This window comes from Stappia stellulata (assembly GCF_020176715.1).
Classification (GTDB): Bacteria; Pseudomonadota; Alphaproteobacteria; order Rhizobiales; family Stappiaceae; genus Stappia.
Genome location: NZ_JAIVMF010000009.1, coordinates 80141 through 101166, shown reverse-complemented (window position 1 = coordinate 101166; position 21026 = coordinate 80141). Strand labels below are relative to the sequence as shown.

Annotated in this window: 14 protein-coding genes; 7 read left to right on the top strand and 7 right to left on the bottom strand. The window is 67.0% G+C overall.

Features of this window, described 5'->3' with window-relative positions; genetic code table 11:
* Nucleotides 1–51 precede the first annotated feature (51 nt).
* Both LC092_RS12500 and LC092_RS12495 read left to right on the top strand, forming a co-directional pair.
* Nucleotides 52–1692: a proton-conducting transporter membrane subunit gene (locus LC092_RS12500; RefSeq protein ID WP_224806868.1), complete on the top strand. Its 1641-nt coding sequence runs from the start codon at nucleotides 52–54 to the stop codon at nucleotides 1690–1692.
* A 10-nt stretch (nucleotides 1693–1702) separates the two neighbouring features.
* Nucleotides 1703–4153, top strand: a complete 2451-nt coding sequence (locus LC092_RS12495) for a YbcC family protein (RefSeq protein WP_224806867.1) — start codon at nucleotides 1703–1705, stop codon at nucleotides 4151–4153.
* 78 nt (nucleotides 4154–4231) lie between these two features.
* Here LC092_RS12495 and LC092_RS12490 read toward each other — a convergent pair whose 3' ends face one another.
* The 5 genes from LC092_RS12490 to LC092_RS12470 form a co-directional block, all read right to left on the bottom strand.
* Nucleotides 4232–6031 (bottom strand): NAD(P)/FAD-dependent oxidoreductase, encoded by a 1800-nt coding sequence (locus LC092_RS12490; protein WP_224806866.1) that lies wholly within the window; start codon nucleotides 6029–6031, stop codon nucleotides 4232–4234.
* A 285-nt stretch (nucleotides 6032–6316) separates the two neighbouring features.
* A complete protein-coding gene (locus LC092_RS12485; protein ID WP_224806865.1) occupies nucleotides 6317–8299 on the bottom strand; it encodes a sigma-54-dependent Fis family transcriptional regulator in 1983 nt (660 codons plus the stop codon).
* Nucleotides 8300–8463: 164 nt separating this feature from the next.
* Nucleotides 8464–9105 carry a pyridoxamine 5'-phosphate oxidase gene (pdxH, locus tag LC092_RS12480; RefSeq protein WP_224806864.1) on the bottom strand — a complete coding sequence of 214 codons (642 nt, stop codon included), beginning with the start codon at nucleotides 9103–9105 and terminating at the stop codon, nucleotides 8464–8466.
* Nucleotides 9106–9316: 211 nt separating this feature from the next.
* Entirely contained in the window at nucleotides 9317–10171 is an 855-nt protein-coding gene (locus LC092_RS12475) for a universal stress protein (RefSeq protein WP_224806863.1), read from the bottom strand.
* Nucleotides 10172–10202: 31 nt separating this feature from the next.
* Complete coding sequence (locus LC092_RS12470; protein ID WP_224806862.1) at nucleotides 10203–11687, bottom strand: SulP family inorganic anion transporter; 1485 nt, start codon at nucleotides 11685–11687, stop codon at nucleotides 10203–10205.
* A 464-nt stretch (nucleotides 11688–12151) separates the two neighbouring features.
* On the opposite strand from LC092_RS12470, the gene dnaK reads away from it, so the two are divergent.
* The 4 genes from dnaK to LC092_RS12450 all read left to right on the top strand — a co-directional run bounded on the left by dnaK (nucleotide 12152) and on the right by LC092_RS12450 (nucleotide 16891).
* A complete protein-coding gene (gene dnaK, locus LC092_RS12465; RefSeq protein WP_224806861.1) occupies nucleotides 12152–14086 on the top strand; it encodes a molecular chaperone DnaK in 1935 nt (644 codons plus the stop codon).
* Between the two features lie 101 nt (nucleotides 14087–14187).
* Nucleotides 14188–15051 carry an FkbM family methyltransferase gene (locus LC092_RS12460; protein ID WP_224806860.1) on the top strand — a complete coding sequence of 288 codons (864 nt, stop codon included), beginning with the start codon at nucleotides 14188–14190 and terminating at the stop codon, nucleotides 15049–15051.
* Nucleotides 15052–15063: 12 nt separating this feature from the next.
* Nucleotides 15064–16191: a molecular chaperone DnaJ gene (gene dnaJ / locus LC092_RS12455; protein ID WP_224806859.1), complete on the top strand. Its 1128-nt coding sequence runs from the start codon at nucleotides 15064–15066 to the stop codon at nucleotides 16189–16191.
* Nucleotides 16192–16285: 94 nt separating this feature from the next.
* Nucleotides 16286–16891, top strand: coding sequence for a class I SAM-dependent methyltransferase (locus tag LC092_RS12450; protein WP_224806858.1), 606 nt, complete (start codon nucleotides 16286–16288; stop codon nucleotides 16889–16891).
* 88 nt (nucleotides 16892–16979) lie between these two features.
* Here the strand turns inward: LC092_RS12450 and LC092_RS12445 are convergent, their stop codons facing one another.
* Entirely contained in the window at nucleotides 16980–17477 is a 498-nt protein-coding gene (locus LC092_RS12445) for a lactoylglutathione lyase family protein (RefSeq protein ID WP_224806857.1), read from the bottom strand.
* A gap of 102 nt (nucleotides 17478–17579) precedes the next feature.
* Here LC092_RS12445 and LC092_RS12440 point away from each other — a divergent pair, with 102 nt between their 5' ends.
* Nucleotides 17580–18500, top strand: coding sequence for a LysR family transcriptional regulator (locus LC092_RS12440; RefSeq protein WP_224806856.1), 921 nt, complete (start codon nucleotides 17580–17582; stop codon nucleotides 18498–18500).
* Here LC092_RS12440 and LC092_RS12435 read toward each other — a convergent pair.
* Nucleotides 18478–20871: a transketolase gene (locus LC092_RS12435; RefSeq protein WP_224806855.1), complete on the bottom strand. Its 2394-nt coding sequence runs from the start codon at nucleotides 20869–20871 to the stop codon at nucleotides 18478–18480. The genes LC092_RS12440 and LC092_RS12435 overlap by 23 nt on opposite strands.
* Between the last annotated feature and the right edge of the window lie 155 nt (nucleotides 20872–21026).

Sequence of the window (21026 nt, the reverse complement as noted above, 5' to 3'; positions counted from 1 at the left end):
ATCGTTTTGCCTCTGCTATCCCCTCGCAAACGGATCGTTCTGGAGGCTCACATGACCCCGATGGTTGCTTTTCTGCTCTTTGTCGCGCCTGCCGCCCTGCTGGTTGCCGCCTTCGTCGCGCGTACCGAACCGGGCATGCGCCCGCGCCATGCGATTGCGGCCGCAGGCCTTGCATCCCTTGTCGCGCTTGCCGCGGCTCTTGCCTGTGCGGTTGTGCTTGCCATCTCCGGTCCGCTTACCTCGCCGCTGATCGGTGCGGGCGGCATCGGCCTCTCGCTGCGGCTCGACGCTCTCAGCGTCACCATGCTGGCGCTTGTTGCAACGGTCGGTGTGGTGGTGGTCCGCTTCAGCGCGACTTATCTCGATGGCGATGCCCGGCAGGGCCTCTTCATGGGCCGGCTCTGCCTGACGCTCGCCGCCGTGATGCTGCTGGTGACCAGCGGAAACACTGTCCAGCTCGCCATGGCCTGGATCGCGACCAGCCTCGCGCTGCATGGTCTTCTCGTCTTCTACGCGGACAGGCGGCGGGCGGTGATCGCGGCGCGCAAGAAATTCATCGCCGCCCGGCTCGGTGACATGCTGCTGATCGGCGCGCTGGTGCCGCTGACGCTCGCTTTCGGCACGACCGACATCGCCACAATCCTGGGGGAGGCCGCACGGATGGAGGCCGCGCCCGCCGGTGTCGGCTTCGCAGCGGTGCTGATCGCGCTTGCCGCGCTGGTCAAGTCGGCGGCCTTCCCGACCCACGGCTGGCTGCCGGAGGTGATGGACACGCCGACGCCGGTTTCCGCGCTGCTGCATGCCGGCATCATCAACGCCGGCGGGTTCCTCGCGATCCGCTTCGCCGATGTGCTGATGCTGTTTACGCCGTCGCTGCACCTGCTTGCGATCGTCGGCGGCTTCACCGCGCTCTTCGGCGCCGTGGTGATGCTGACCCAGACGAGCGTGAAGGTGTCGCTCGCCTGGTCGACGGTGGCGCAGATGGGCTTCATGCTGCTGCAATGCGGCCTCGGCCTCTTCGCGCTTGCCACCCTGCATCTGGTCGCCCATTCGCTCTACAAGGCGCATGCCTTCCTTTCCGCCGGCAGCGCCGCCGAGACGGTCGGCGAGACCCGGGCGCTCGCCAGGCTCTCGCCTGCGCCGGGCCGGATCGCCCTTGCCGGCGGGCTTGCGCTCGCCGTCACCGTGGCGCTCTCGTTCGGCTTCTCGGCGCTCTTGGGGGCGATTTTCGCCGACACGGCCGCCGGCACTGCTGCCGCCTCGCCCCAGGCGATTGCGCTGGGCGCGATCCTGGTCTTCGGCCTGGCCCTGATGCTGGTGCACGCCGGCCCGCAGGACGCCGAAGTCGCGGTCGGCGACACGGCCACCGCACCGTCGCTGCCGCTCGGCCGGCTGCTTGCGGTCTCCGCCGCCGTCACGCTCGCCTATCTCGCGCTGCATGCCCTGGCGCAGACGCTCTATGCCGGAGTGCTGCCGCCGCCGCCGGCTGCGGATGCGGCCGGGATCGCCGTCATGCTGCTGGCGGTCGTCTCCTTCGGTGTCGTGACGGTGTTTCAGATGGTCGAGCCGGCGCGCGCTGCCTCGCCCGCCTGGCGCGCCGCGCGCGTTCATCTTGCAAACGGCCTTTACGTCAACACGCTCTTCAACCGTCTCGCCGGCGCCTACACCGCCCCCGGCCACAGCAAAGCATGAGGATCGAACAATGACCGCTCAGACCAAAGCCCTTGTTGCTGCTGACGCCGCTTGCGCCCGTGTCGCGCCCGTGTGGCCGCTGCAAGCCTTTGTCGCCGTCAATCCCTATCTCGGGATGGCCGACCTCTCCCTGCCGCAGGCGGCACAGCGGCTGGCCCGGGTTGCCGGCGCCCGGACCCTGCAGCCGCGCAGCGTCTATCTCGCCGCGCTCGAGGCGGGCGAGATCGCGCCGGAGGATGTTCTCGCCGCCCGTGCCGCGATGCCGGGCGGGGATCTGCCCAAGGACGCGGCGGCGCTGATCGGGTTGGCACGCGACCTGCCCGAGACCGACGTCCAGCCGCTGCCGACGCTGGTCGATCTTGCCGGCGACGCCGACGGGCGCGCCTGGAGCGACCTTGTCGTCGATCGGATCTCCGCGCATGCGGCCAACGTCTTCGATTCCGGACAGGCGGCCTGGGCGCGGCCCGTCGACGGTCTTTACGCCGGCTGGTTGATGGATGCGCGGATCGACCGGACGCCGGATGCTGCTGGCCTCACCGGCCTGCGGGCGCAGTTCGCCGCCCTGCCGGAGACGGCGGCGGCGCTTGTCGAGGAAGCCGCCGCCGAGCTTGGCCTTCAGGGCGATGCGCTGGAGCTCTATTTCCACCGGCTCATGATGAGCGTCGGCGGCTGGGCGGCCTATGCCCGGCATGCCGCCTGGCAGGCGGGGCTTGAGGGCAGGAGCGACGATACCCCCTTGCAGCTTCTTGCCATCCGGCTTGCGTATGACCTCGCGGTGCTGCGGGCGAATGCGGAGAATTCCGCCCTGCTTGAGGCATGGCAGACGGCGGCCGCCGCCTATGCGCAAAGCGACCAGCCGGCGCGCGCGCTGCAGCTCGATTGCCTGTTGCAGACGGCGCTGGAGCGGGGCGACGCGCGTCGGCTGGCGCGGGATCTGGAGGCCGGGTCGGCGGCGAGTGCCGATGCAACGGACATTGCTACTCCAGGCCCGGGTGTTCAGGCCGTCTTTTGCATCGACGTGCGCTCCGAGGTCTACCGGCGGTCGCTGGAAAGCGTTGCGCCGCAGGTCGAAACGCTGGGCTTTGCCGGTTTCTTCGGCTTTGCCATCGCCTACAAGGGGGCGGGCGAGGAGGCGCGCAGCGCGCGCTGCCCGGTGCTTCTGGCGCCGCAGGCTTTCGTCTGCGAGGCGGTTCCCGCAAAGGACGTCGCCGAAAGAGCGGACCTGTCGAAGCGGATGGCCTCCGCCTGGGCGGCGTTCAAGCTTGCGGCCGTGTCCTCCTTCGCCTTCGTCGAGACGGCGGGGCTCGGCTATCTCGGCAAGCTCGCGGCCGATGGCTTTGCGCTTGGCAAGCGGGCGGACGCAAGGCTCGCCGCCGCGCCGCCGGCGCTGGCGCCGTCGACCGCAGCGGGAGAGGCGACCGGCCTGCCGCTGGAGCAGCGCATTGCGGCCGCCGAAGGCGCGCTGCGGGGCATGTCGCTGACGCAAGACTTCGCGCGGATCGTCTTCCTCGTCGGCCATGGCGCGACCAGCCGCAACAATCCGCATGCCCACGGGCTCGACTGCGGTGCCTGCGGCGGCCAGTCGGGCGAGGCCAACGCGCGGGTCGCCGCCGCCGTCCTCAACGACCCTGAGGTGCGTGCAGCGCTCGCCGGGCGCGGCATCGCGATCCCCGAGGACACGCTCTTCGTCGCCGGCCTGCACGACACGACCACCGACGAGGTCGCGATCCTCGATGCCGCGACCTTGCCGGCCTCTCACGCGGAGGATCTCGCGAAGCTCTCTGGTGCCCTGCAGGTCGCGGGCCGGCTGACGCGGGCGGAGCGGGTGCTCCGGATCGCCGGCGCCAGCGAGCAGGACATCGCGGCGCGGGCGGCGGACTGGGCGCAGGTGCGGCCCGAGTGGGGCCTTGCCGGCTGTTCCGCCTTCATCGCCGCGCCGCGCGCGCGCACGGCGAAGGTCGACCTTGGCGGGCGGGCCTTCCTGCACACATACGACTGGAGAGCCGACGAGGGTTTCGGCGTGCTCGAGGTGGTGATGACCGCGCCGATGGTGGTCGCGAGCTGGATCAACCTCCAGTATTACGGCTCCAGCGTCGACCAGCGGGTCTTCGGCTCGGGCAACAAGGTGCTGCACAATGTCGTCGGCGGCATCGGCGTGCTGGAAGGCGGCGGCGGCGATCTCAGGGTCGGCCTGCCCTTCCAGTCCCTGCACGACGGCGAGCGGGAAGCCCATGCCCCGCGGCGGCTGTCGGTGGTGATCGAGGCGCCGCAGGAAGCGATCCGCGATGTGATCGCGCGCCAGGAGGGCGTCCGGCAGCTGCTCGACAGCGGCTGGATCTCGCTCTTCGCGATGGACGACGCGGGTCGGATCTCGGCGCGTTACGCCGGCGATCTCGCCTTCGAGGACTGGGCGGATGTCACCGCCCCGGCTCCGGTACTCCGCACGGACGAGGCGGCGTAGCCCTCACGCCTCCGGATACGAAAACGGGCGCGGGGAGATCCCCCCGCGCCCGTCGTCATGTCCGGCAGGGTAAGTGAATCAACCGGTGTGATGCACCTCCTGCAGCCCGTAGACGGGCGTATCGATCCCTTCCATACGCGCCTTGAGCTGCAGCGCCAGATAGAGCGAATAGTGCCGCGACTGGTGCAGGTTGCCGCCGTGGAACCACAGCGATTGAACCTGTGTCGGCTTCCACATGTTGCGCTGCTCGCCCTCCCAGGGTCCGGGGTCTTTCGGCGTGTCGGAGCCGAGCCCCCAGCACTTGCCGACCTTGTCCGCGACCTCCTGGCTGATGAGATCGGCGGCCCAGCCGTTCATCGAGCCATAGCCGGTGGCATAGACGATGAGATCGGCCGGAAGCTCCGTTCCGTCGTCGAGCTTCACGCCGGTTTCGGTGATTTCGCTCACCTGGCCGTGCGCGAGCTTGATCTCGCCGTCGATGATGAGCTGGCTCGCGCCGACGTCGATATAATAGCCGGAGCCGCGCCTGAGGTACTTCATGAAGAGGCCCGAGCCGTCCGCGCCCCAGTCGAGCTGGAACCCGGCCTTCTCCAGTCCGGCGTAGAAGTCGGCGTCGCGTTCCTTCATCTGCTCGTAGAGCGGGATCTGGAACTCATGCATGATCCGGTAGGGCAGCGAGGCGAAGATCATGTCCGCCTTCTGCGTGGTCACGCCATTGGCCACCGCCTGTTCGGAGTAGAGCCCGCCGAGGCCGATATCCATCAGCGTGTCCGACTTCACGATATGGGTGGACGTTCGCTGCACCATGGTGACGTCGCAGTCGTGCTCCCAAAGGGCGGCGCAAATGTCGTGGGCGGAGTTGTTGGAGCCGATCACCACCGCCTTCTTGCCCTTGTAGGCATCCGGACCGGGGTGCTTGGAGGAATGATGCTGGTCGCCCTTGAAACGGTCCATGCCGGGGAAATTGGGCACATTGGCCTTGCCGGACATGCCGGTCGCCAGCACCAGTTCCTTCGGCCGCAGCACGATCTCCTTGCCGTCGCGCTCCACCGTCACGATCCATTCGCCCGCCTTCTCGTCGTAGCGGGCGGATTTGGCCGTGGTGGAGGACCAGTAGTTCAGCTCCATGATGCGGGTGTACATCTCCAGCCAGTCGCCGATCTTGTCCTTGGGCGCGAACACCGGCCAGTTCGGCGGGAACGGCAGATAGGGCAGGTGGTCGTACCAGACCGGATCGTGCAGGCAGAGCGACTTGTAGCGGTTGCGCCAGCTGTCGCCGGCGCGCGGATTCTTTTCGATGATGATGGTCGGCACGCCGAGCTGGCGCAGCCGCGCGCCGAGCGCGATGCCGCCCTGTCCGCCGCCGATAATCACCGTATGCGGCTGCTTCTCGAAGCCGAGCGTGCGCAACTCCTCCTCGCGCGCCTCCGCCCAGGTCTTGGTGTTCTTCGCCGCGCCGTGGCGGGCGCCGAGCGGACGTTCGAAGCCGAGCGGCTCCTCATGGCCCTTCAGTTCGGTCATCGCGGTCAAAAGCGTCCAGATCAGCCCGTTCTTCAGCCGCATCAGGCCGAAGCCGCGCGCGACATCCGTCTCGAAGGTGATCCAGGCGGTGACCACGCCGTCATCCTCGCTGGCGTCCTCTCCGTCGGCAAGCTGCCAGGACGAGGGTTTCGTCGTCGCGAGCTGCGACGACAGCATCTCCCGGATCTCGTCCTTTCCTTCCATCGTCTTGATGTTCCAGGTGAAGGTGACGAGATCGCGCCAGTAGCAATCGTCCTGAAACAGCGCCACGGCCCGTTCGATGTCGTGGGCAGCCAGCGCCTCGTCCAGCGAAGACAGCGCGCCCTGGGCCTTGGCGTTCGGCGATGTATCGAGCATTCGGTTCCCTCCCATGGGATTTTTCACATGATGCGCGGATGGCGTGGCCTCCTCCGGCCCGCATCCGTCGTTCGCGGGATCGCAAGGCGCGTGCCAGTCGCGCCGGGACCGGTCGCATCCCCGGCGAGGGGATTGAAACATCGGGAGAAAACGCGAAGCGCCGGGTCGGAACCTGTGGCGATGCCGCCGGCCGGGCTGTTGCGTGCAACACTGTTGCACCGTGGCGCGCAACAGGCACGCAACAGGCGCGGTGCAACACTCCGACTGGGCCGGAGTGCGGCCGCGTCAGTGCATCAGGCCCAGCCTCTTCATGCGGCGGTAGACCGTGGTGCGGTCGATGCCGAGCCGGCGGGCGACGGCGCTGATGTTGCCGTTGCAGGCCTCCAGAACCCTGGCGAGCTCCGCGACGTTGGTCGCCGTCTCCGCGACGGGACCTGCGGGCGATCCCGGCAGTGGTGCTTGCCTTCGCGCACGCTGGGCGAGGCCGGCGGTTTGACCGGCCTCCGGCAGGGGCGCGGAGTTGGCCGTCGCGTCGTGCGGCAGGTCCTCGGGCGTGATCGTGGCGTCCTCGCACATTGCCGCCGCCACGTTGAGAACGTTGAGCAACTCGCGGATGTTGCCGGGCCAGTCGCGCCGGATCAGGGCGAGGCGGGCGGCAGGGTCGAGGCGCAGGCGCTGGCCACGCTCGTTGCCGATCGCGCCCAGCAGCCGGTCGAGCAGCCATTCGAAGTCGGTGCGCGCGCGCAACGGCGGCAGCGCCAGCGTCGCGGCGGCGATGCGGTAATAGAGGTCGTGGCGGAACCGGCCGCTTTCCAGTAGCGCGCCGAGGTCCCGATTGGTCGCGGAGACGGTCTTCACCCGCACCGGCCGCGCCCGGGCCTCGCCGAGCCGGGTCACTTCCCCTTCCGAGAGCACGCGCAACAGCCGGCCCTGAAGCGCAAGCGGCATGTCGCCGATCTCGTCGAGAAACAGCACGCCGCCGTCGGCTTCCTCGATCAGGCCGGGGCGGCCTTTCGACAGCGCGCCGGAAAAGGCGCCCGGCGCATGGCCGAACAATTCACCCTCGATCAGCGCTTCGGGGATCGCCGCGCAATTGACCGCGACGAAAGGGCCGGGCTTGCCTCGGCTCTGGTGCAGGGCGCGGGCGAGGCGTTCCTTGCCGCTGCCGGTCTCGCCGGTGATCAGGATCGGCAGCGGTTCGTCGGCGAGCCGGGCCGCCTTGAGTTGCAGGGATTTCATGTCGGCGTCGTCGCCGCCGAGCGCCTTCAGCGGCGCCGGGATCGCCCGCGCGGGCGCCCTGATCGACTGGCGATGGGTGGTCGGTGCGATCGCATGGCAGAAGATGGCCGAGCCGTCCCTCAGTCGTGCCACCCGGTCTTCCGCCGCGCGGCCGCGGGTGAGGGCGGGCAGGTCGTCGATGCCGATGTCGAAGAAACCGGACAAGGGCGCGCCGATATAGGCGGACGGCGCGCGCAACCCCTTGCCGTCGGCCCGTCCCAGGATCGAGGCCGCGTCGTGGGTCAGGCCGATGATGCGCCCGGAGGCGTCGAGCGCGATGGCCGCTTCCGGGTCGACGTCGAGGAATTCCGGCGAATGGGCCAGCCGCAGCACCCAGTCGCGGCGCATGGTCGCCATCAGGTTGGCCAGTTCGATGCGGCGCACGGAGGCCGTGACCAGATGCAGCGCCAGATGCTGGCTCGCCTTGGGTTGCGGCGAGCGCAGCAGCGAGATGTCGAGCACGGCGGAGAGATTCCCGCCTGTGTCGAAGATCGGCGCGGCGGTGCAACTCAGCGGCGTATGGGCGACGTCGAAATGGTCGCTCTGGTGGATCGTCATCGGCTGGCCGGTGGCGATACAGGCACCGACGCCGCAGGTGCCGACGAGATCCTCCGACCAGTCGGCGCCCAGGTAAAGCCCCGCCCGGCGCAAGTCGTCCTCAAAGGCGGGATCGCCGAAAAAGTCGACAGTGATCCCGGCGCGGTCGGCCAGAAGCAGCACGTAATTCTGGCCCGCAACCTGGCGAAACAGGTTCTCGATGCCGCTGCGGGCAATGGAGATCAGTCGTTCGGACTGTTCGCGATGGGCGCGCAACTGGCTGTCGGGAACGATATAGGCCGGTTGCGAGCGCGCCGGATCCAGCCCGTGCTCGCGCACGCAGCGTTTCCAGGATTCCACCACCACGTCGTCGCGGGTCGACATCTGCCCGTTCAGGACGCGCTCGATTTCGGTGATATGCGCCACCTGGGGCGACGAGGATCTCTGTCCCATGATCGACCGTCCGCTCCTCCCGTTCGCGGATTTGATCGCGAAAGTAGAGCACGGCCGTACGGCTCGCGTCCACTCCGCAGGACGCGAATGCCGGATTTCTTTCCGTTACGGAAGGCTTGGAAGGTGGCGGCCCGGCGAGGCGAGCCGCGTTGCCGGGAGAGCGCTCAGGGATAAAGGCGTTCGGTCGTCCAGGTGCCGTCCGGCGTGTCGCGGCGGAAGATGTGCCGGTCGTGCAGGCGGAAGGGCTTGTCCATCCAGAACTCGATATAGACGGGCTTGATCCGGTAGCCGGTCCAGTGCGGCGGACGGGGCACCTCGCCAAGACCGAAGCGCGCGGCCTGCCGAGCCACGGCCTTTTCCAGCGCGAAACGGCTTTCCAGCGGCCGCGACTGCTGGCTCGCCCAGGCGCCGATCCGGCTGTCGCGCGGGCGCGAGGCGAAATAGGCGTCGGCCTCGCCGTCGGAGACCTGCTCGACGGGACCGCGGAAGCGCACCTGCCGGCGCAGCGACTTCCAGTGCAGCACGCCGGCGGCCTGCATGTTCTGGGACAGCTCCACGCCCTTTTGCGATTCCGTGTTGGTGTAGAACACGAAGCCGGCGGTATCGAAGCCCTTCAACAGCACCATGCGCACGTCGGGCAGGCCGTCCGACCCTGCGGTGGCGATCGCCATGGCGTTCGGGTCGTTCGGCTCTTTCTGTTCCGCCAGAGCCAGCCATTCGCCGAACAGCGTGAACGGGTCGCCCTCGGCAACGCGTTTTTCAAGGTCCTTGGCGTCTCGTTCGGCGGTGTCGGCGTCGCGCGTCATGGCGGGTCCTGACCTTCTCTTCTGAAGCGGGCGGATCTGTCTGGCGGGAAGCGGCCGCGCCACGTCGCGACCGCTCGTTGCCTATGTATAGCGCGTGTGCCGGGAACGGCCAGACCGGAACCGGGCCTTCCGGAAAATGGAATGCGGAACCGGGCCTTCCGCAGAGAAGACCTGAAACCGGACCTTCCGCGGCAGGAAGGCCCGGGCCCGCTCAGCGGAACAGCAGCACCGGCACCTTGCAGGAGCGGATCATTTCCGTCGTGGTCGAGCCGATGATCAGCGAGCGGATGCGCGAATGGCCGTAGGCGCCCATCACCAGGAGGTCGATCCCTTCCGAGTCCACGGTCGCTGCGATGGCCGCATCCGCCTGGCCTTGGACGATGCCGGCGCGCACCTCGTAGCCGCCGGCTTCCAGCGTCGCGGTGGCATTGTCGAGCTTGCGCCGGGTTTCCGCGTTGTCGGCCCCCACGGTGAGCAACCGGCATTCCAGTCCGGCGAAGACCTTCGAGCGGGCGATATGGTCGATGGCCTTCATGCTGCTGGTGCCGCCGTCATAGGCGACGAGAAAGCGCTTGATCGGCTTGAAGGCGCGGGCGGCGACGAGAACCGGCTTTTTCGAGGAGCGCACGATGCGCTCCAGGTTCGAGCCAAGGTGCAGCTTGGCGAAATCCGCTGCCTCGCCGCGCTTGCCGATGACGACGAGATCGGCGTCGGCTTCCACATCTGCCAGGGTCTCGACGATGTCGCCGGTGCGCAGCCTCGTGGTGACCGCGCTCACGCCGTCTTCCTCCAGCACGCGCTTTGCGTCGTCGAGGATGGCGCGTCCGCGTTTTTGCGAGAGCTTGGCCATCTGCGCGTCGAGATCGGAGAGTTCGTTGAGCAGCGTCGTGCGGGCACCGAGCGCAATGTTGCCGGAGAGATTGGTGGCCCCGCCCTCCGCCTGCCGGCGTCCGAGCACATGCAGCACCTCGACGGCGGCGCCGTTGCGCTTGGCGATCCAGGCGGCGTGGTCGCACACGCTGTGCGAATAGAGCGAGCCGTCCACCAGGGCGATCAGCTTCGACATGTTTCAGTCCTTTCCGGTGTCATTTCCGGCCTCAGTGGCCCATCAGCCGTTCCAGCGCGCCCGGCTTGTCGTGCAGGGCGAGCTTGTCGACGATGGTCTCGCTCGCTTCGTTGATGCCGATGATCTCGACGTCGGCGCCCTCGCGGCGGAACTTCAACACCACCATGTCGAGCGCGGCAACCGCCGAGATGTCCCAGATATGCGCGCGGCTGACGTCGATGGTCACCCGCTCGAGCACCTCCTTGAAGTCGAAGGCGGCGGTGAAGGCATCCGCCGAGGCGAAGAACACCTGGCCTTCCACGACGTAGGTGCGGGCGCGCCCGTCGTCGGAGAGCGTCGAGGTGACGCGGAAGATCTGCGCGATCTTCCAGGCGAAGAAGATGCCCGACAGGAGCACGCCGATCACCACGCCGATGGCCAGATTGTGGGTCACCACGACACCGGCGACGGTCGCCACCATGACGATCGAGGACGAGCGCGGATGATCGCGCAGGTTCTTGATCGACGACCAGCTAAATGTGCCGATCGACACCATGATCATGATCGCGACCAGCGCGGGCATGGGGATCTGCTTCACCCAGTCGCCGAGCGCGACGATCAGGAACAGGAGGATCACCCCGGCGGCGAAGGTCGACAGCCGGCCGCGACCGCCCGACTTCACGTTGATCATCGACTGGCCGATCATCGCGCAGCCGGCCATGCCGCCGATGAAGCCCGTGGCGGTGTTGGCGACGCCCTGGCCGATGCACTCCTGGTTCTTGTCGCTCTCCGTATCGGTGAGGTCGTCGACGATGGAGGCCGTCATCAGGCTTTCCAGCAGGCCGACCGCCGCGACACCCGCCGAATAGGGCAGGATGATCATCAGCGTTTCGAGCGTCAGCGGAATGTCGGGGATGAGGAACACCGGCAGCGTGTCCGGCAGCTCGCCCATGTCGCCGACGGTGCGCACGTCGAAGCCGAAGAAAATCGCTGCCGCCGTCAGCACCAGGATGCACACCAGCGGCGAGGGCACCGCCGTCGTCAGGCGCGGAAACAGGTAGATGATCGCAAGGCCGGCGGCGACCATCGCATAGGTCAGCCAGGTCACGCCGATCAGCTCCGGCAGCTGCGCCATGAAGATCAGGATGGCGAGCGCGTTGACGAAGCCGGTCATCACCGAGCGCGACACGAAGCGCATCACGTCGCCGAGCCTGAGCAGGCCGGCGACGATCTGCAGCAATCCGGCGAGCACGGTGGCGGCGAGCAGATACTGCAGCCCGTGTTCCTTGACCAGCGTGACCATGAGCACGGCGGTCGCGGCGGTGGCGGCGGAAATCATCCCCGGCCGTCCGCCGACGATCGCGGTGATCACCGCGATGGAAAAGGACGCGTAGAGGCCGACCTTGGGATCGACCCCGGCGATGATGGAAAAGGCGATTGCCTCGGGGATCAGGGCCAGCGCGACCACGAGGCCGGAGAGCAGATCGCGGCGCACGTTGCCGGTCCACTGGTCGCGGTAGGCGAGGAGTGAGAACATGAAATATCCAATTCTGTCGCGCGAAGTCGGCCGCCGGCGCGTCTCGCTGCAGTTCCGTGGGCGCGTCCGCGCCGCCATGGGTCGATGGCCGCTGCGGGCCGTCCCGGACCGTCGGGTCCTGCGGTTGCCTGCGTTTTAGGGCGAAGCCTTTTGCATTGCAACACGGCCGGCCGCCGCGTCATGCGCGCCTTGCGGGGTTTCCGTCTGCGGTGGACGGCGCGCGGCGCCTGCGCGTTTGCAGTCGGTCCGCGCCTGTGCCTTGCGGTGCGCGAAGCAGCCACTTATATAGCGGGCACGTCTTGTCACCGGGGCAGGGTCGCGATGCAGCGGCTTTTCGCGGGGGCAAATCAGATTGCACCAACAAGCTGACCTGAAATCCGTACTGATAAGCGGGACGCACTGACATAGGGACCGGCCCGATGCCGCAATGGGTCCGACCGGTCTGCTGAAAAGGAGAAGTGAAAATGGCAAAGGTCATTGGTATCGACCTCGGCACGACCAACTCGTGCATCGCCGTCATGGACGGCAAGACCCCCAAGGTTATCGAGAATTCCGAAGGCGCGCGCACGACGCCGTCGATGGTGGCATTTTCCGACGATGGCGAGCGCCTCGTCGGCCAGCCGGCCAAGCGCCAGGCAGTCACCAATCCGACCGGCACTCTGTTCGCCGTGAAGCGCCTGATCGGCCGTCGCTATGACGACCCGACGGTCGCCAAGGACAAGGAGCTTGTCCCCTACAACATCGTCAAGGCCGACAATGGCGACGCATGGGTCGAGATCGACGGCGAGAAATATTCGCCCTCGCAGGCCTCCGCCTTCATCCTGCAGAAGATGAAGGAAACCGCCGAGAGCTATCTCGGCGAGACCGTCAGCCAGGCCGTGATCACGGTTCCGGCCTATTTCAACGACGCGCAGCGCCAGGCGACCAAGGACGCCGGCAAGATCGCCGGCCTCGAGGTGCTTCGCATCATCAACGAGCCGACGGCGGCCGCGCTCGCCTATGGTCTCGACAAGAACGACGGCAAGACCATCGCGGTCTATGACCTCGGCGGCGGCACCTTCGACGTGTCGATCCTCGAGATCGGCGACGGCGTCTTCGAGGTCAAGTCGACCAACGGCGACACGTTCCTCGGCGGCGAGGACTTCGACATGCGCCTCGTCGACTACTTCGCGTCGGAGTTCAAGAAGGACCAGGGCATCGACCTGAAGGGCGACAAGCTCGCGCTGCAGCGCCTGAAGGAAGCGGCCGAGAAGGCGAAGATCGAGCTGTCCTCCTCGTCGCAGACCGAGATCAACCTGCCGTTCATCACGGCGGATGCCTCCGGTCCCAAGCACCTGACGATGAAGCTGACGCGCGCCAAGTTCGAATCGCTGGTGGACGATCTGGTCCAGCGCACGATCGAGCCGTGCAAGGCGGCCCTCAAGGATGCCGGCATCGCGGCGGGCCAGATCGACGAGGTCGTTCTCGTCGGCGGCATGACGCGCATGCCCAAGATCCAGGAAGTGGTCTCGACCTTCTTCGGCAAGGAGCCGCACAAGGGCGTGAATCCGGATGAGGTCGTCGCCATGGGTGCGGCCATTCAGGCCGGCGTGCTGCAGGGCGACGTCAAGGACGTGCTGCTTCTCGACGTCACGCCGCTGTCGCTCGGCATCGAGACGCTGGGCGGTGTCTTCACCCGTCTGATCGACCGCAACACGACGATCCCGACGAAGAAGAGCCAGACCTTCTCGACCGCCGAGGACAACCAGACCGCGGTGACGATCCGCGTGTTCCAGGGCGAGCGCGAGATGGCGGCTGACAACAAGATGCTCGGCCAGTTCGATCTCGTCGGCATCCCGCCGGCGCCGCGCGGCGTGCCGCAGGTCGAGGTGACCTTCGACATCGACGCCAACGGCATCGTCAACGTGTCGGCCAAGGACAAGGGCACCGGCAAGGAGCAGCAGATCCGGATCCAGGCATCCGGCGGTCTCTCCGATGCCGACATCGAGAAGATGGTCAAGGACGCCGAGGCCCACGCCGACGAGGACAAGAAGCGCAAGGAGCTCGTCGAGGCCCGCAACCAGGGCGAGGCGCTGGCGCATTCGACCGAAAAGTCGCTGAAGGACTACGGCGACAAGGTTTCGGCCGAGGACAAGGGCGCCATCGAGACCGCCATCGCCGAGCTGAAGACCGCGCTGGAGGGCGAGGACCTGGAGGCGATCCAGGCCAAGACCCAGGCGCTGTCGGAAGTCTCCATGAAGCTGGGCGAGGCCATGTACAAGGCGGCCCAGGCGGAAGAAGAGGCCGGCGCTTCGGCGGAGGGTGCGGAAGACGCGCCCAAGGCCGATGACGACGTCGTCGATGCCGACTTCGAGGAAGTCAGCGACGACGACGACAAGAACGACAAGAAGTCGGCCTGACCCGGCAATCGAACCGGCGCAGTCCCCACGGGGGCTGCGCCGTCTTCGTTTGCGGGCCGCCCGCATTTCGCGACATTTCAGACGGAACTGGGACCGGGGGCATGACGCCGCGTTCGCTTGATCCTCCATTCGGCGCCCATGCCTTTTCGGGGCCGCTGGAGTCCTTGCGCCGGATGGCGGCGCTGATGCCGAAGAACCGCCTCGGCCGGATCTGCGTGTCCGCGATCCGCCGCCTGGTGGTGCGCGGCCGTCCCGGCCCCTTCGACGTCGAGGTGTTCCCGAGCGTTCGTGCGCGGCTCTATCCGGCGTCCAACCGCTGCGAGAAGCGCGCGGTCGCCGGCGTCCAGCTCTTCGACTTCGGCGAGCGCATGGCCTTGCGCGAGGCGTGTCTCTCCTCGTCGTCCGCGCCCTTCGTCTTTGTCGATCTCGGCGCCAACGTCGGTCTCTACAGCCTGTGGATGGTGTCGGTCGCCCGCGAGGCGAACCGTCCGTTCCAGGGGCTTGCGGTCGAGCCCGACCCGGAAACCCGGGCGCGGCTGGAAGACAATCTCGCCGCCTCCGGCGCGTCGGACATCGTTGCGGTTGCTCCCGTTGCGGTCGGCGAGACCGCCGGTCGGGGCGCGATCGTGACGCACGGCCAGAACCGGGGCGAGCATATGGTTCGCGCCGCGGAGGCCTCCGACGCCGACACCGTGGAGATCCTGACCGTGCAGGAGATCTGTGCGCGTCACGGGGTCTCCCGGATCGACGCGATGAAAATCGATCTTGAAGGCCACGACGAGGGCGCGTTGCGCGGACTGTTTTCCGGTGCGCCGGACACGCTCTGGCCGCAGCTCATCGTCGTGGAAGCCGGCAAGGGGGCCGACCTGCCACCGGTGGTGCGCCTTTGCCTCGACAACGGATACCGGCTCGATCGCCGCACGCGGTTGAATGCGCTGCTGACGCGCGCCTCCCGCCCAAGCTGATGGAACGACCGAATGGAAAAGCGTGATTACTACGAGGTCCTGGGGGTCTCCCGCGATGCCGACGGCACGGTGCTGAAGAGCGCCTACCGCAAGCTTGCGATGAAATATCACCCCGACCGCAATCCAGGCGACGCGGAGGCCGAGGGCCGCTTCAAGGAAGTGAGCGAGGCCTATGACACGCTGAAGGACAGCCAGAAGCGGGCGGCCTACGACCGCTTCGGCCATGCCGCCTTCGAAAACGGCGGCTTCGGCGCGCAGGGCGGCGGCCATCCCGGCGATTTCGCCTCCGCCATGTCGGACATCTTCGACGAGTTCTTCGGCATGGGCGGCGGGCGCCGCTCCGGCGGCCGCGACCGGGGCGCGGACCTGCGCTACAATCTCGAGATCTCGCTCGAAGACGCCTACACCGGCAAGTCGGTGGAGATCGAGGTGCCGACGTCGGTCTCCTGCGAGGCCTGTTCCGGCTCGGGTGCCAAGCCCGGCAGCGCGCCCACCACCTGCCGCACCTGCAATGGTGCGGGCCGGGTGCGCGCCTCGCAAGGGTTCTTCACGCTGGAGCGCGCCTGCGCCGCCTGCCAGGGGCGCGGCCAGGTGATCTCCGACCCTTGCGGCGACTGCGGCGGCGCCGGCCGCAAGACCGTCAACCGCAATCTCTCCGTCAGCATCCCCGCCGGCATCGAGGATGGCACCCGCATCCGCCTTGGCGGCGAGGGCGAGGCCGGCCTGCGCGGCGGCCCGTCGGGCGATCTCTACATCTTCCTGTCGATCCGCCCGCATGCCTTCTTCCAGCGCGACGGCGCGGATCTTTATTGCCGGGTGCCGATCTCCATGACCACGGCGGCGCTCGGCGGCCAGTTCGAGGTGCCGACGCTTGCCGGCGACATGACCCGCGTTAAGGTGCCCGAAGGCACCCAGGCCGGAAAGCAGTTCCGCCTGCGCGGCAAGGGCATGCCGGTGATGCGCTCGCAGAGTTTCGGCGACACCTACATTCAGGTGACGGTCGAGACGCCGACCAATCTGACCAAGCGCCAGCGCGAGCTGCTTGCCGAATTCGAGGAGGAATCCTCCGGCGAAACCCATCCGGAATCGCATGGCTTCTTCGCCAAGGTGAAGGATTTCCTCGACAATCTGGGAACGTGATGTCCCGCTGCAGGTATCGGCATGCGGGTATGCCTTGAATTTGCCATGAGACTTGCGCATTGATGGCAAATTCGTTTTCTCAAGGGATTTCAGCATGCTCGAGGTTTCCGCTCGTAAGGTGAAGGGCTTGTCGGCGAAGCTTGCCGACGAGGTCCGCTTCATCCGCAGCTGGGCGGAGAACCCGCTGACCACCGGTGCCGTCAGCCCGTCCGGTCCCGACCTGACACGGCGCATGGCCGCCTTCATCGAGACCGACCGGCCCGGACAGGTGCTGGAGATCGGTCCCGGAACCGGCGTCGTCACCCATGCCATCCTGGAGCGCGGCCTGCTGCCGGCCCGCGTGATCGCGCTCGAATACAACGAGAGCTTCTGCGCCCTGCTGCGCCGCCGCTATCCCGACATGAAGGTGGTCCAGGGCGACGCCTACAAGCTGCGCGAGACGCTGGCCGATGTGCCGGAAGGCTCGCTTGCCAGCATCGTCTCCTCCATGCCGTTGTTCTCGCGGCCGAAAGAGGAACGCCGTTCGCTGCTGATGCAGGCCTTCGAGCTGCTGCCGCCGGGCGCGCCCTTCATCCAGTTTTCCTACGCGCTGGTCCCGCCGATCGCACCCGAGCCGGAGCTGTTCTCCGTCGAGCGCAGCGGTTGGATCCTGAAAAACCTGCCCCCGGCGCGGGTCTGGGTCTACCGCAAGACGGTGTGACGGCCCCTCGCCGGCCTGCTTTCCGCGACCTCTCCGCAAGACCGCGGCGGCGGCGTGTCGTCGCCGCTGTGTCTGCTGTGGCCCGGGATCATGTGTAGGCGCCGGCCGAGTATGTCAGCTCGTAGCTGTGGCTGTAGAGCTCGAAGACAATGCCGAACGGATCCTCGACATAGACCATGCGGTAGGGCTTCTCGTTCGGATAATACTCCCTGATCGGCATGCGCTGCTTTCCGCCGGCAGCAACGATCTTTGCCAGAAGCCCTTCAAGGTCCGGGTCCTGAATGGCGAAGTGAAACGTTCCGTGCTGGCGAAACGCGAGATTGTCGTCAGGGGCCCTGTTGCCTACGAACTCGAACAGCTCGATGCCGACACGGTCCGCTGTGGCGAGATGGGCAATGCGCAGTTTTGTCCAGCCGGGTCCGAAGACGTCCTTGCACATTTGCCCGATATCGCTGTCGTCTTCGACGATCTCGGTCGGCTCCATGATCGTGTAGAAGCCAAGCACCTCGGTGTAGAATTTCACGGCCGCCTCCACGTCGGGCACGGACAGGCCGATATGGGAAAAACTTCTGGGTGTGGGTCGCATGATGAGTGCCTCGTCTTGGATGTGATGGCGCAAATCTACCCTTGACGGCGATACATGAAAAATTATCATTTATTCTGATTTAAATAACAAAAAGAAATCAAAATGATCAACGCGACCTGGCTGGAAACCTTCACGGTTCTTTGTGAAACGGGGCATTTCACCCGCACGGCGGAGCATCTGGGAATGACGCAGCCGGGTGTGTCGCAACATGTCCGCAAGCTTGAAGAACAGCTTGGCCAGGCGCTGATATCCCGGCATGGCAAATCCTTCGCCTTGACGGCGGCGGGTGAGGACATCTGGGCGCTGGGTCGGGCGCGGCGCTTGGAGGAGCGGGATCTTCTCGAGAAAATCCGGGAGGATTCGCCGGATGTCGGAGCGATCTCCGTCGCCTGTTCCGGCAGTTTCGCCATGCTGCTCTATCCGCGGGTGATGGATCTGATGATTGCCTCGCCTTTGTTGCAGATCCGCATGGAGGCAACGCCCCAAAGCGCGATCTTGCAGGGGATTGCAACGCGGCGGTTCGATCTGGGCGTCGTCGATCGCAAGCCGGAGCATCCAAGGCTTCATGCGGAACGCATCGGGGCGGAGGACCTGTGCCTTGTTCTGCCGGCCGACGCGGACGCTGGACAACCGGATTTCGAGGACCTGGAAGCACGGGGGTTCATTGCGCATCCGGACGGGTTCGGGTACGCGGACGAGCTGTTTGCACTCAACTACCCCGAGGCGTTCAGGGGCTCGGACGACCTGCAGGTTCGCGGCTTCGTCAATCAGATCAGTCAGATCCCGGCGCCGGTCTCGCGCGGTATCGGCTATACGCTGCTGCCGCGCAGCGGCGTCGAGGCCTTCCCCCAAAGGGATCGGCTTTGCATCGCGCCGCTGCGCGAGACGCGCCGGCATGAGCTTTGGCTGGCGTCAGAGCGTGGCCGCCCGATGCCGGCCCGCATGTCCCGCGTCTCCGCTCTGATTGCCGAGGTCGCCCGGGATCTGGAGGGGGATCCCCTCAGATCGGGTTCACCAGCCTGACGGGCCGTCCGGGTGCCAGTTCGGAAGCCGCGGCGACGATGGCGTCGGCGTCGATCCCGAAATGGTGATGCAGGTCGGCGATCGTGCCGGTCTGGCCGAAATGCTCCACGCCGAGCGCCGCCGTGCGGTGGCCGCAGACCGAGCCGAGCCAGGCGAGCGTCGCCGGATGGCCGTCGATCACCGTGATCATCGTGCAATGGGCCGGAAGCGGCGAAAGCAGCCGTTCGATGTGGCTCATGGCGCCGCGGCTGCCGCGTTTGCGCATGCGCATCGCCGCGTGCCAGCCGGCGTTGAGCCGGTCGGCGGAGGTCACGGCGAGCACGCCGATGTCACGGCGGTCGGTGCCGATGCGGCCCGCCGCCTCGATCGCTTCCGGCCCGACGACGCCCTGATAGGCGATCACCACCTCGCAGTTGGGTCCGGGCTCGCGCAGCCAGTAGGCGCCGTCGATCACGCCCTGCCGGAAGGCCTCGTCCTCGCGCCGCGCCGGCTGTTCCAGCGCCTGCGTTGAGAGCCTGAGGTAGACCGAGCCGCCGGTCTCGTCGCGCAGCCAGGTGCGCTCGTCGGGGTCGCCCTCGCCGTCGCGCTGCAGGTAGTCGAAGCTCCAGTCCATCAGGATTGACAGCTCGTCGAGCCAGGCCGGCTCGAAGGAGGCCAGCCCGTCCTGGCTCATGCCGATCAGCGGGGTTGCCACCGACTGGTGCGCGCCGCCTTCCGGCGCAAGCGTCACGCCCGACGGCGTGCCCACCACCAGGAAGCGGGCGTCCTGATAGCAGGCGTAGTTGAGCGCATCGAGCCCGCGCGAGATGAACGGGTCGTAGAGGGTTCCGACCGGCAACAACCGCTCGCCGAAGAGCGAATGCGACAGGCCGGCAGCCCCCAGGAGCAGGAACAGGTTCATCTCCGCGATGCCGAGCTCGATGTGCTGGCCCTTCGGCGAGAAGCCCCATTTCTGCGTCGAGGGGATGCGCTGGTCGCGGAAGGTGTCGGCCATGTCCTCGCGCGAGAACAGCCCGCGCCGGTTGACCCAGGGGCCGAGGTTGGTCGAGACGGTCACATCCGGAGAGGTGGTCACCACCCGCTCGGCCAGCGGATGGTCGGACTTTGCCAGCGCATCCAGGATCTTGCCGAAACCGGCCTGGGTCGAAAGCTGCTTGTCGTCGAGGAACTGCGGCCCCGGTGTCGCGACATGCGGCGAGCCATGCCGGCGCACGCCCTTGGCGAAAAACGGCGTCTGGCGGACGAAGGCGTCAAGTTCGGCCGGCGTCATGTCGAGGCCTTCGGCCGGGTCCCATTCGTACCCCTCGCGCACGCCCATTGCCTGGCGGAAGCTCTCCATCTGCGCCGGGGTCATCAGCCCGGCGTGATTGTCCTTGTGCCCGGCGAGCGGCGTGTTCCAGCCCTTGATCGTATAGGCGAGGAAGGCGACCGGCCGGTCGTGTTTCGCCTGCTCGGCGAAGGTCTCGCTGAGTGTTTCGATGCAATGCCCGCCGAGATTGGTCATCAGTTCCAGGAGCTCGGCGTCGGAGCGGCGCTCGATCAGCGCCGTCACCGGACCCTGGTCGCCGATGTCGTCGAGCAGCCGCTTGCGCCACGCCGCCCCGCCCTGGAAGGCGAGCGCGGAATAGAGCTGGTTCGGGCAAGTGTCGATCCAGTTGCGCAGCTTGTCGCCGCCCTTTTCCGCGAAGGCTTGCTGCTGCAGCGCGCCGTATTTCAGGAGCACCACGTCCCAGCCGAAGGCGCCGAAGATTGCCTGAATGCGGCCGGCGAGACCCTCGCGGACGACGCCGTCGAGGCTCTGGCGGTTGTAGTCGATGATCCACCAGGTGTTGCGCAGCCCGTGCTTCCAGCCCTCCTGCAACGCCTCGTAGACGTTGCCCTCGTCAAGCTCGGCGTCGCCAACGAGCGCCACCATGCGCCCCTCGGGGCCGGGCTTTGCCCAGTCCTTGGCGCCCAGATAGTCCTGCACCATCGAGGCAAACGCGGTGATCGCGACGCCGAGGCCGACGGAGCCGGTGGAGAAATCCACATCGTCAACGTCCTTCGTCCGGCTCGGATAGGACTGGGCGCCGCCATAGGCGCGGAAGGCCTCCAGCTTCTCGCGGGTCTGGTTGCCGGCGAGATACTGCATGGCGTGAAACAGCGGCGAGGCATGGGGCTTCACCGCCACCCGGTCCTGGGGCCTCAGGCTGGTGAAATAGAGCGCGGTCATGATCGAGGCCATGGAGGCGCAGGAGGCCTGATGCCCGCCCACCTTCAGCCCGTCCGGGCTTTTCTCGCGCAGGTGGTTGGCGTTGTGGATCGTCCAGCAGGCGAGCCACAGCAGCTTCTGCTCGATCTGTTTCAGCCGGGTCTTGGCGGGCGTCGTCATGATAGGTCCTCTCGTGCGTCGTGACCGGTGGCGCGGTGTCTCGTGCACCGCGCCTCGTTGGTCCTGACGATAGGGCGGGATCTGCGCAATTTCAGGCCAATTTCGACGCGTTTTCGATCAATATCGCCAAATTTTGTTCCAGAATTTGGCGATAT

Coding starts and splice junctions, on each gene's coding strand:
- LC092_RS12485 (WP_224806865.1), bottom strand. CDS start 8,299: ATGGGACAGAGATCCTCGTCGCCCCAGGTGGCGCATATCACCGAAATC.
- LC092_RS12470 (WP_224806862.1), bottom strand. CDS start 11,687: ATGTTCTCACTCCTCGCCTACCGCGACCAGTGGACCGGCAACGTGCGC.
- LC092_RS12495 (WP_224806867.1), top strand. CDS start 1,703: ATGACCGCTCAGACCAAAGCCCTTGTTGCTGCTGACGCCGCTTGCGCC.
- LC092_RS12450 (WP_224806858.1), top strand. CDS start 16,286: ATGCTCGAGGTTTCCGCTCGTAAGGTGAAGGGCTTGTCGGCGAAGCTT.
- LC092_RS12500 (WP_224806868.1), top strand. CDS start 52: ATGACCCCGATGGTTGCTTTTCTGCTCTTTGTCGCGCCTGCCGCCCTG.
- LC092_RS12440 (WP_224806856.1), top strand. CDS start 17,580: ATGATCAACGCGACCTGGCTGGAAACCTTCACGGTTCTTTGTGAAACG.
- LC092_RS12475 (WP_224806863.1), bottom strand. CDS start 10,171: ATGTCGAAGCTGATCGCCCTGGTGGACGGCTCGCTCTATTCGCACAGC.
- dnaK (WP_224806861.1), top strand. CDS start 12,152: ATGGCAAAGGTCATTGGTATCGACCTCGGCACGACCAACTCGTGCATC.
- LC092_RS12460 (WP_224806860.1), top strand. CDS start 14,188: ATGACGCCGCGTTCGCTTGATCCTCCATTCGGCGCCCATGCCTTTTCG.
- LC092_RS12435 (WP_224806855.1), bottom strand. CDS start 20,871: ATGACGACGCCCGCCAAGACCCGGCTGAAACAGATCGAGCAGAAGCTG.
- pdxH (WP_224806864.1), bottom strand. CDS start 9,105: ATGACGCGCGACGCCGACACCGCCGAACGAGACGCCAAGGACCTTGAA.
- LC092_RS12490 (WP_224806866.1), bottom strand. CDS start 6,031: ATGCTCGATACATCGCCGAACGCCAAGGCCCAGGGCGCGCTGTCTTCG.
- LC092_RS12445 (WP_224806857.1), bottom strand. CDS start 17,477: ATGCGACCCACACCCAGAAGTTTTTCCCATATCGGCCTGTCCGTGCCC.
- dnaJ (WP_224806859.1), top strand. CDS start 15,064: ATGGAAAAGCGTGATTACTACGAGGTCCTGGGGGTCTCCCGCGATGCC.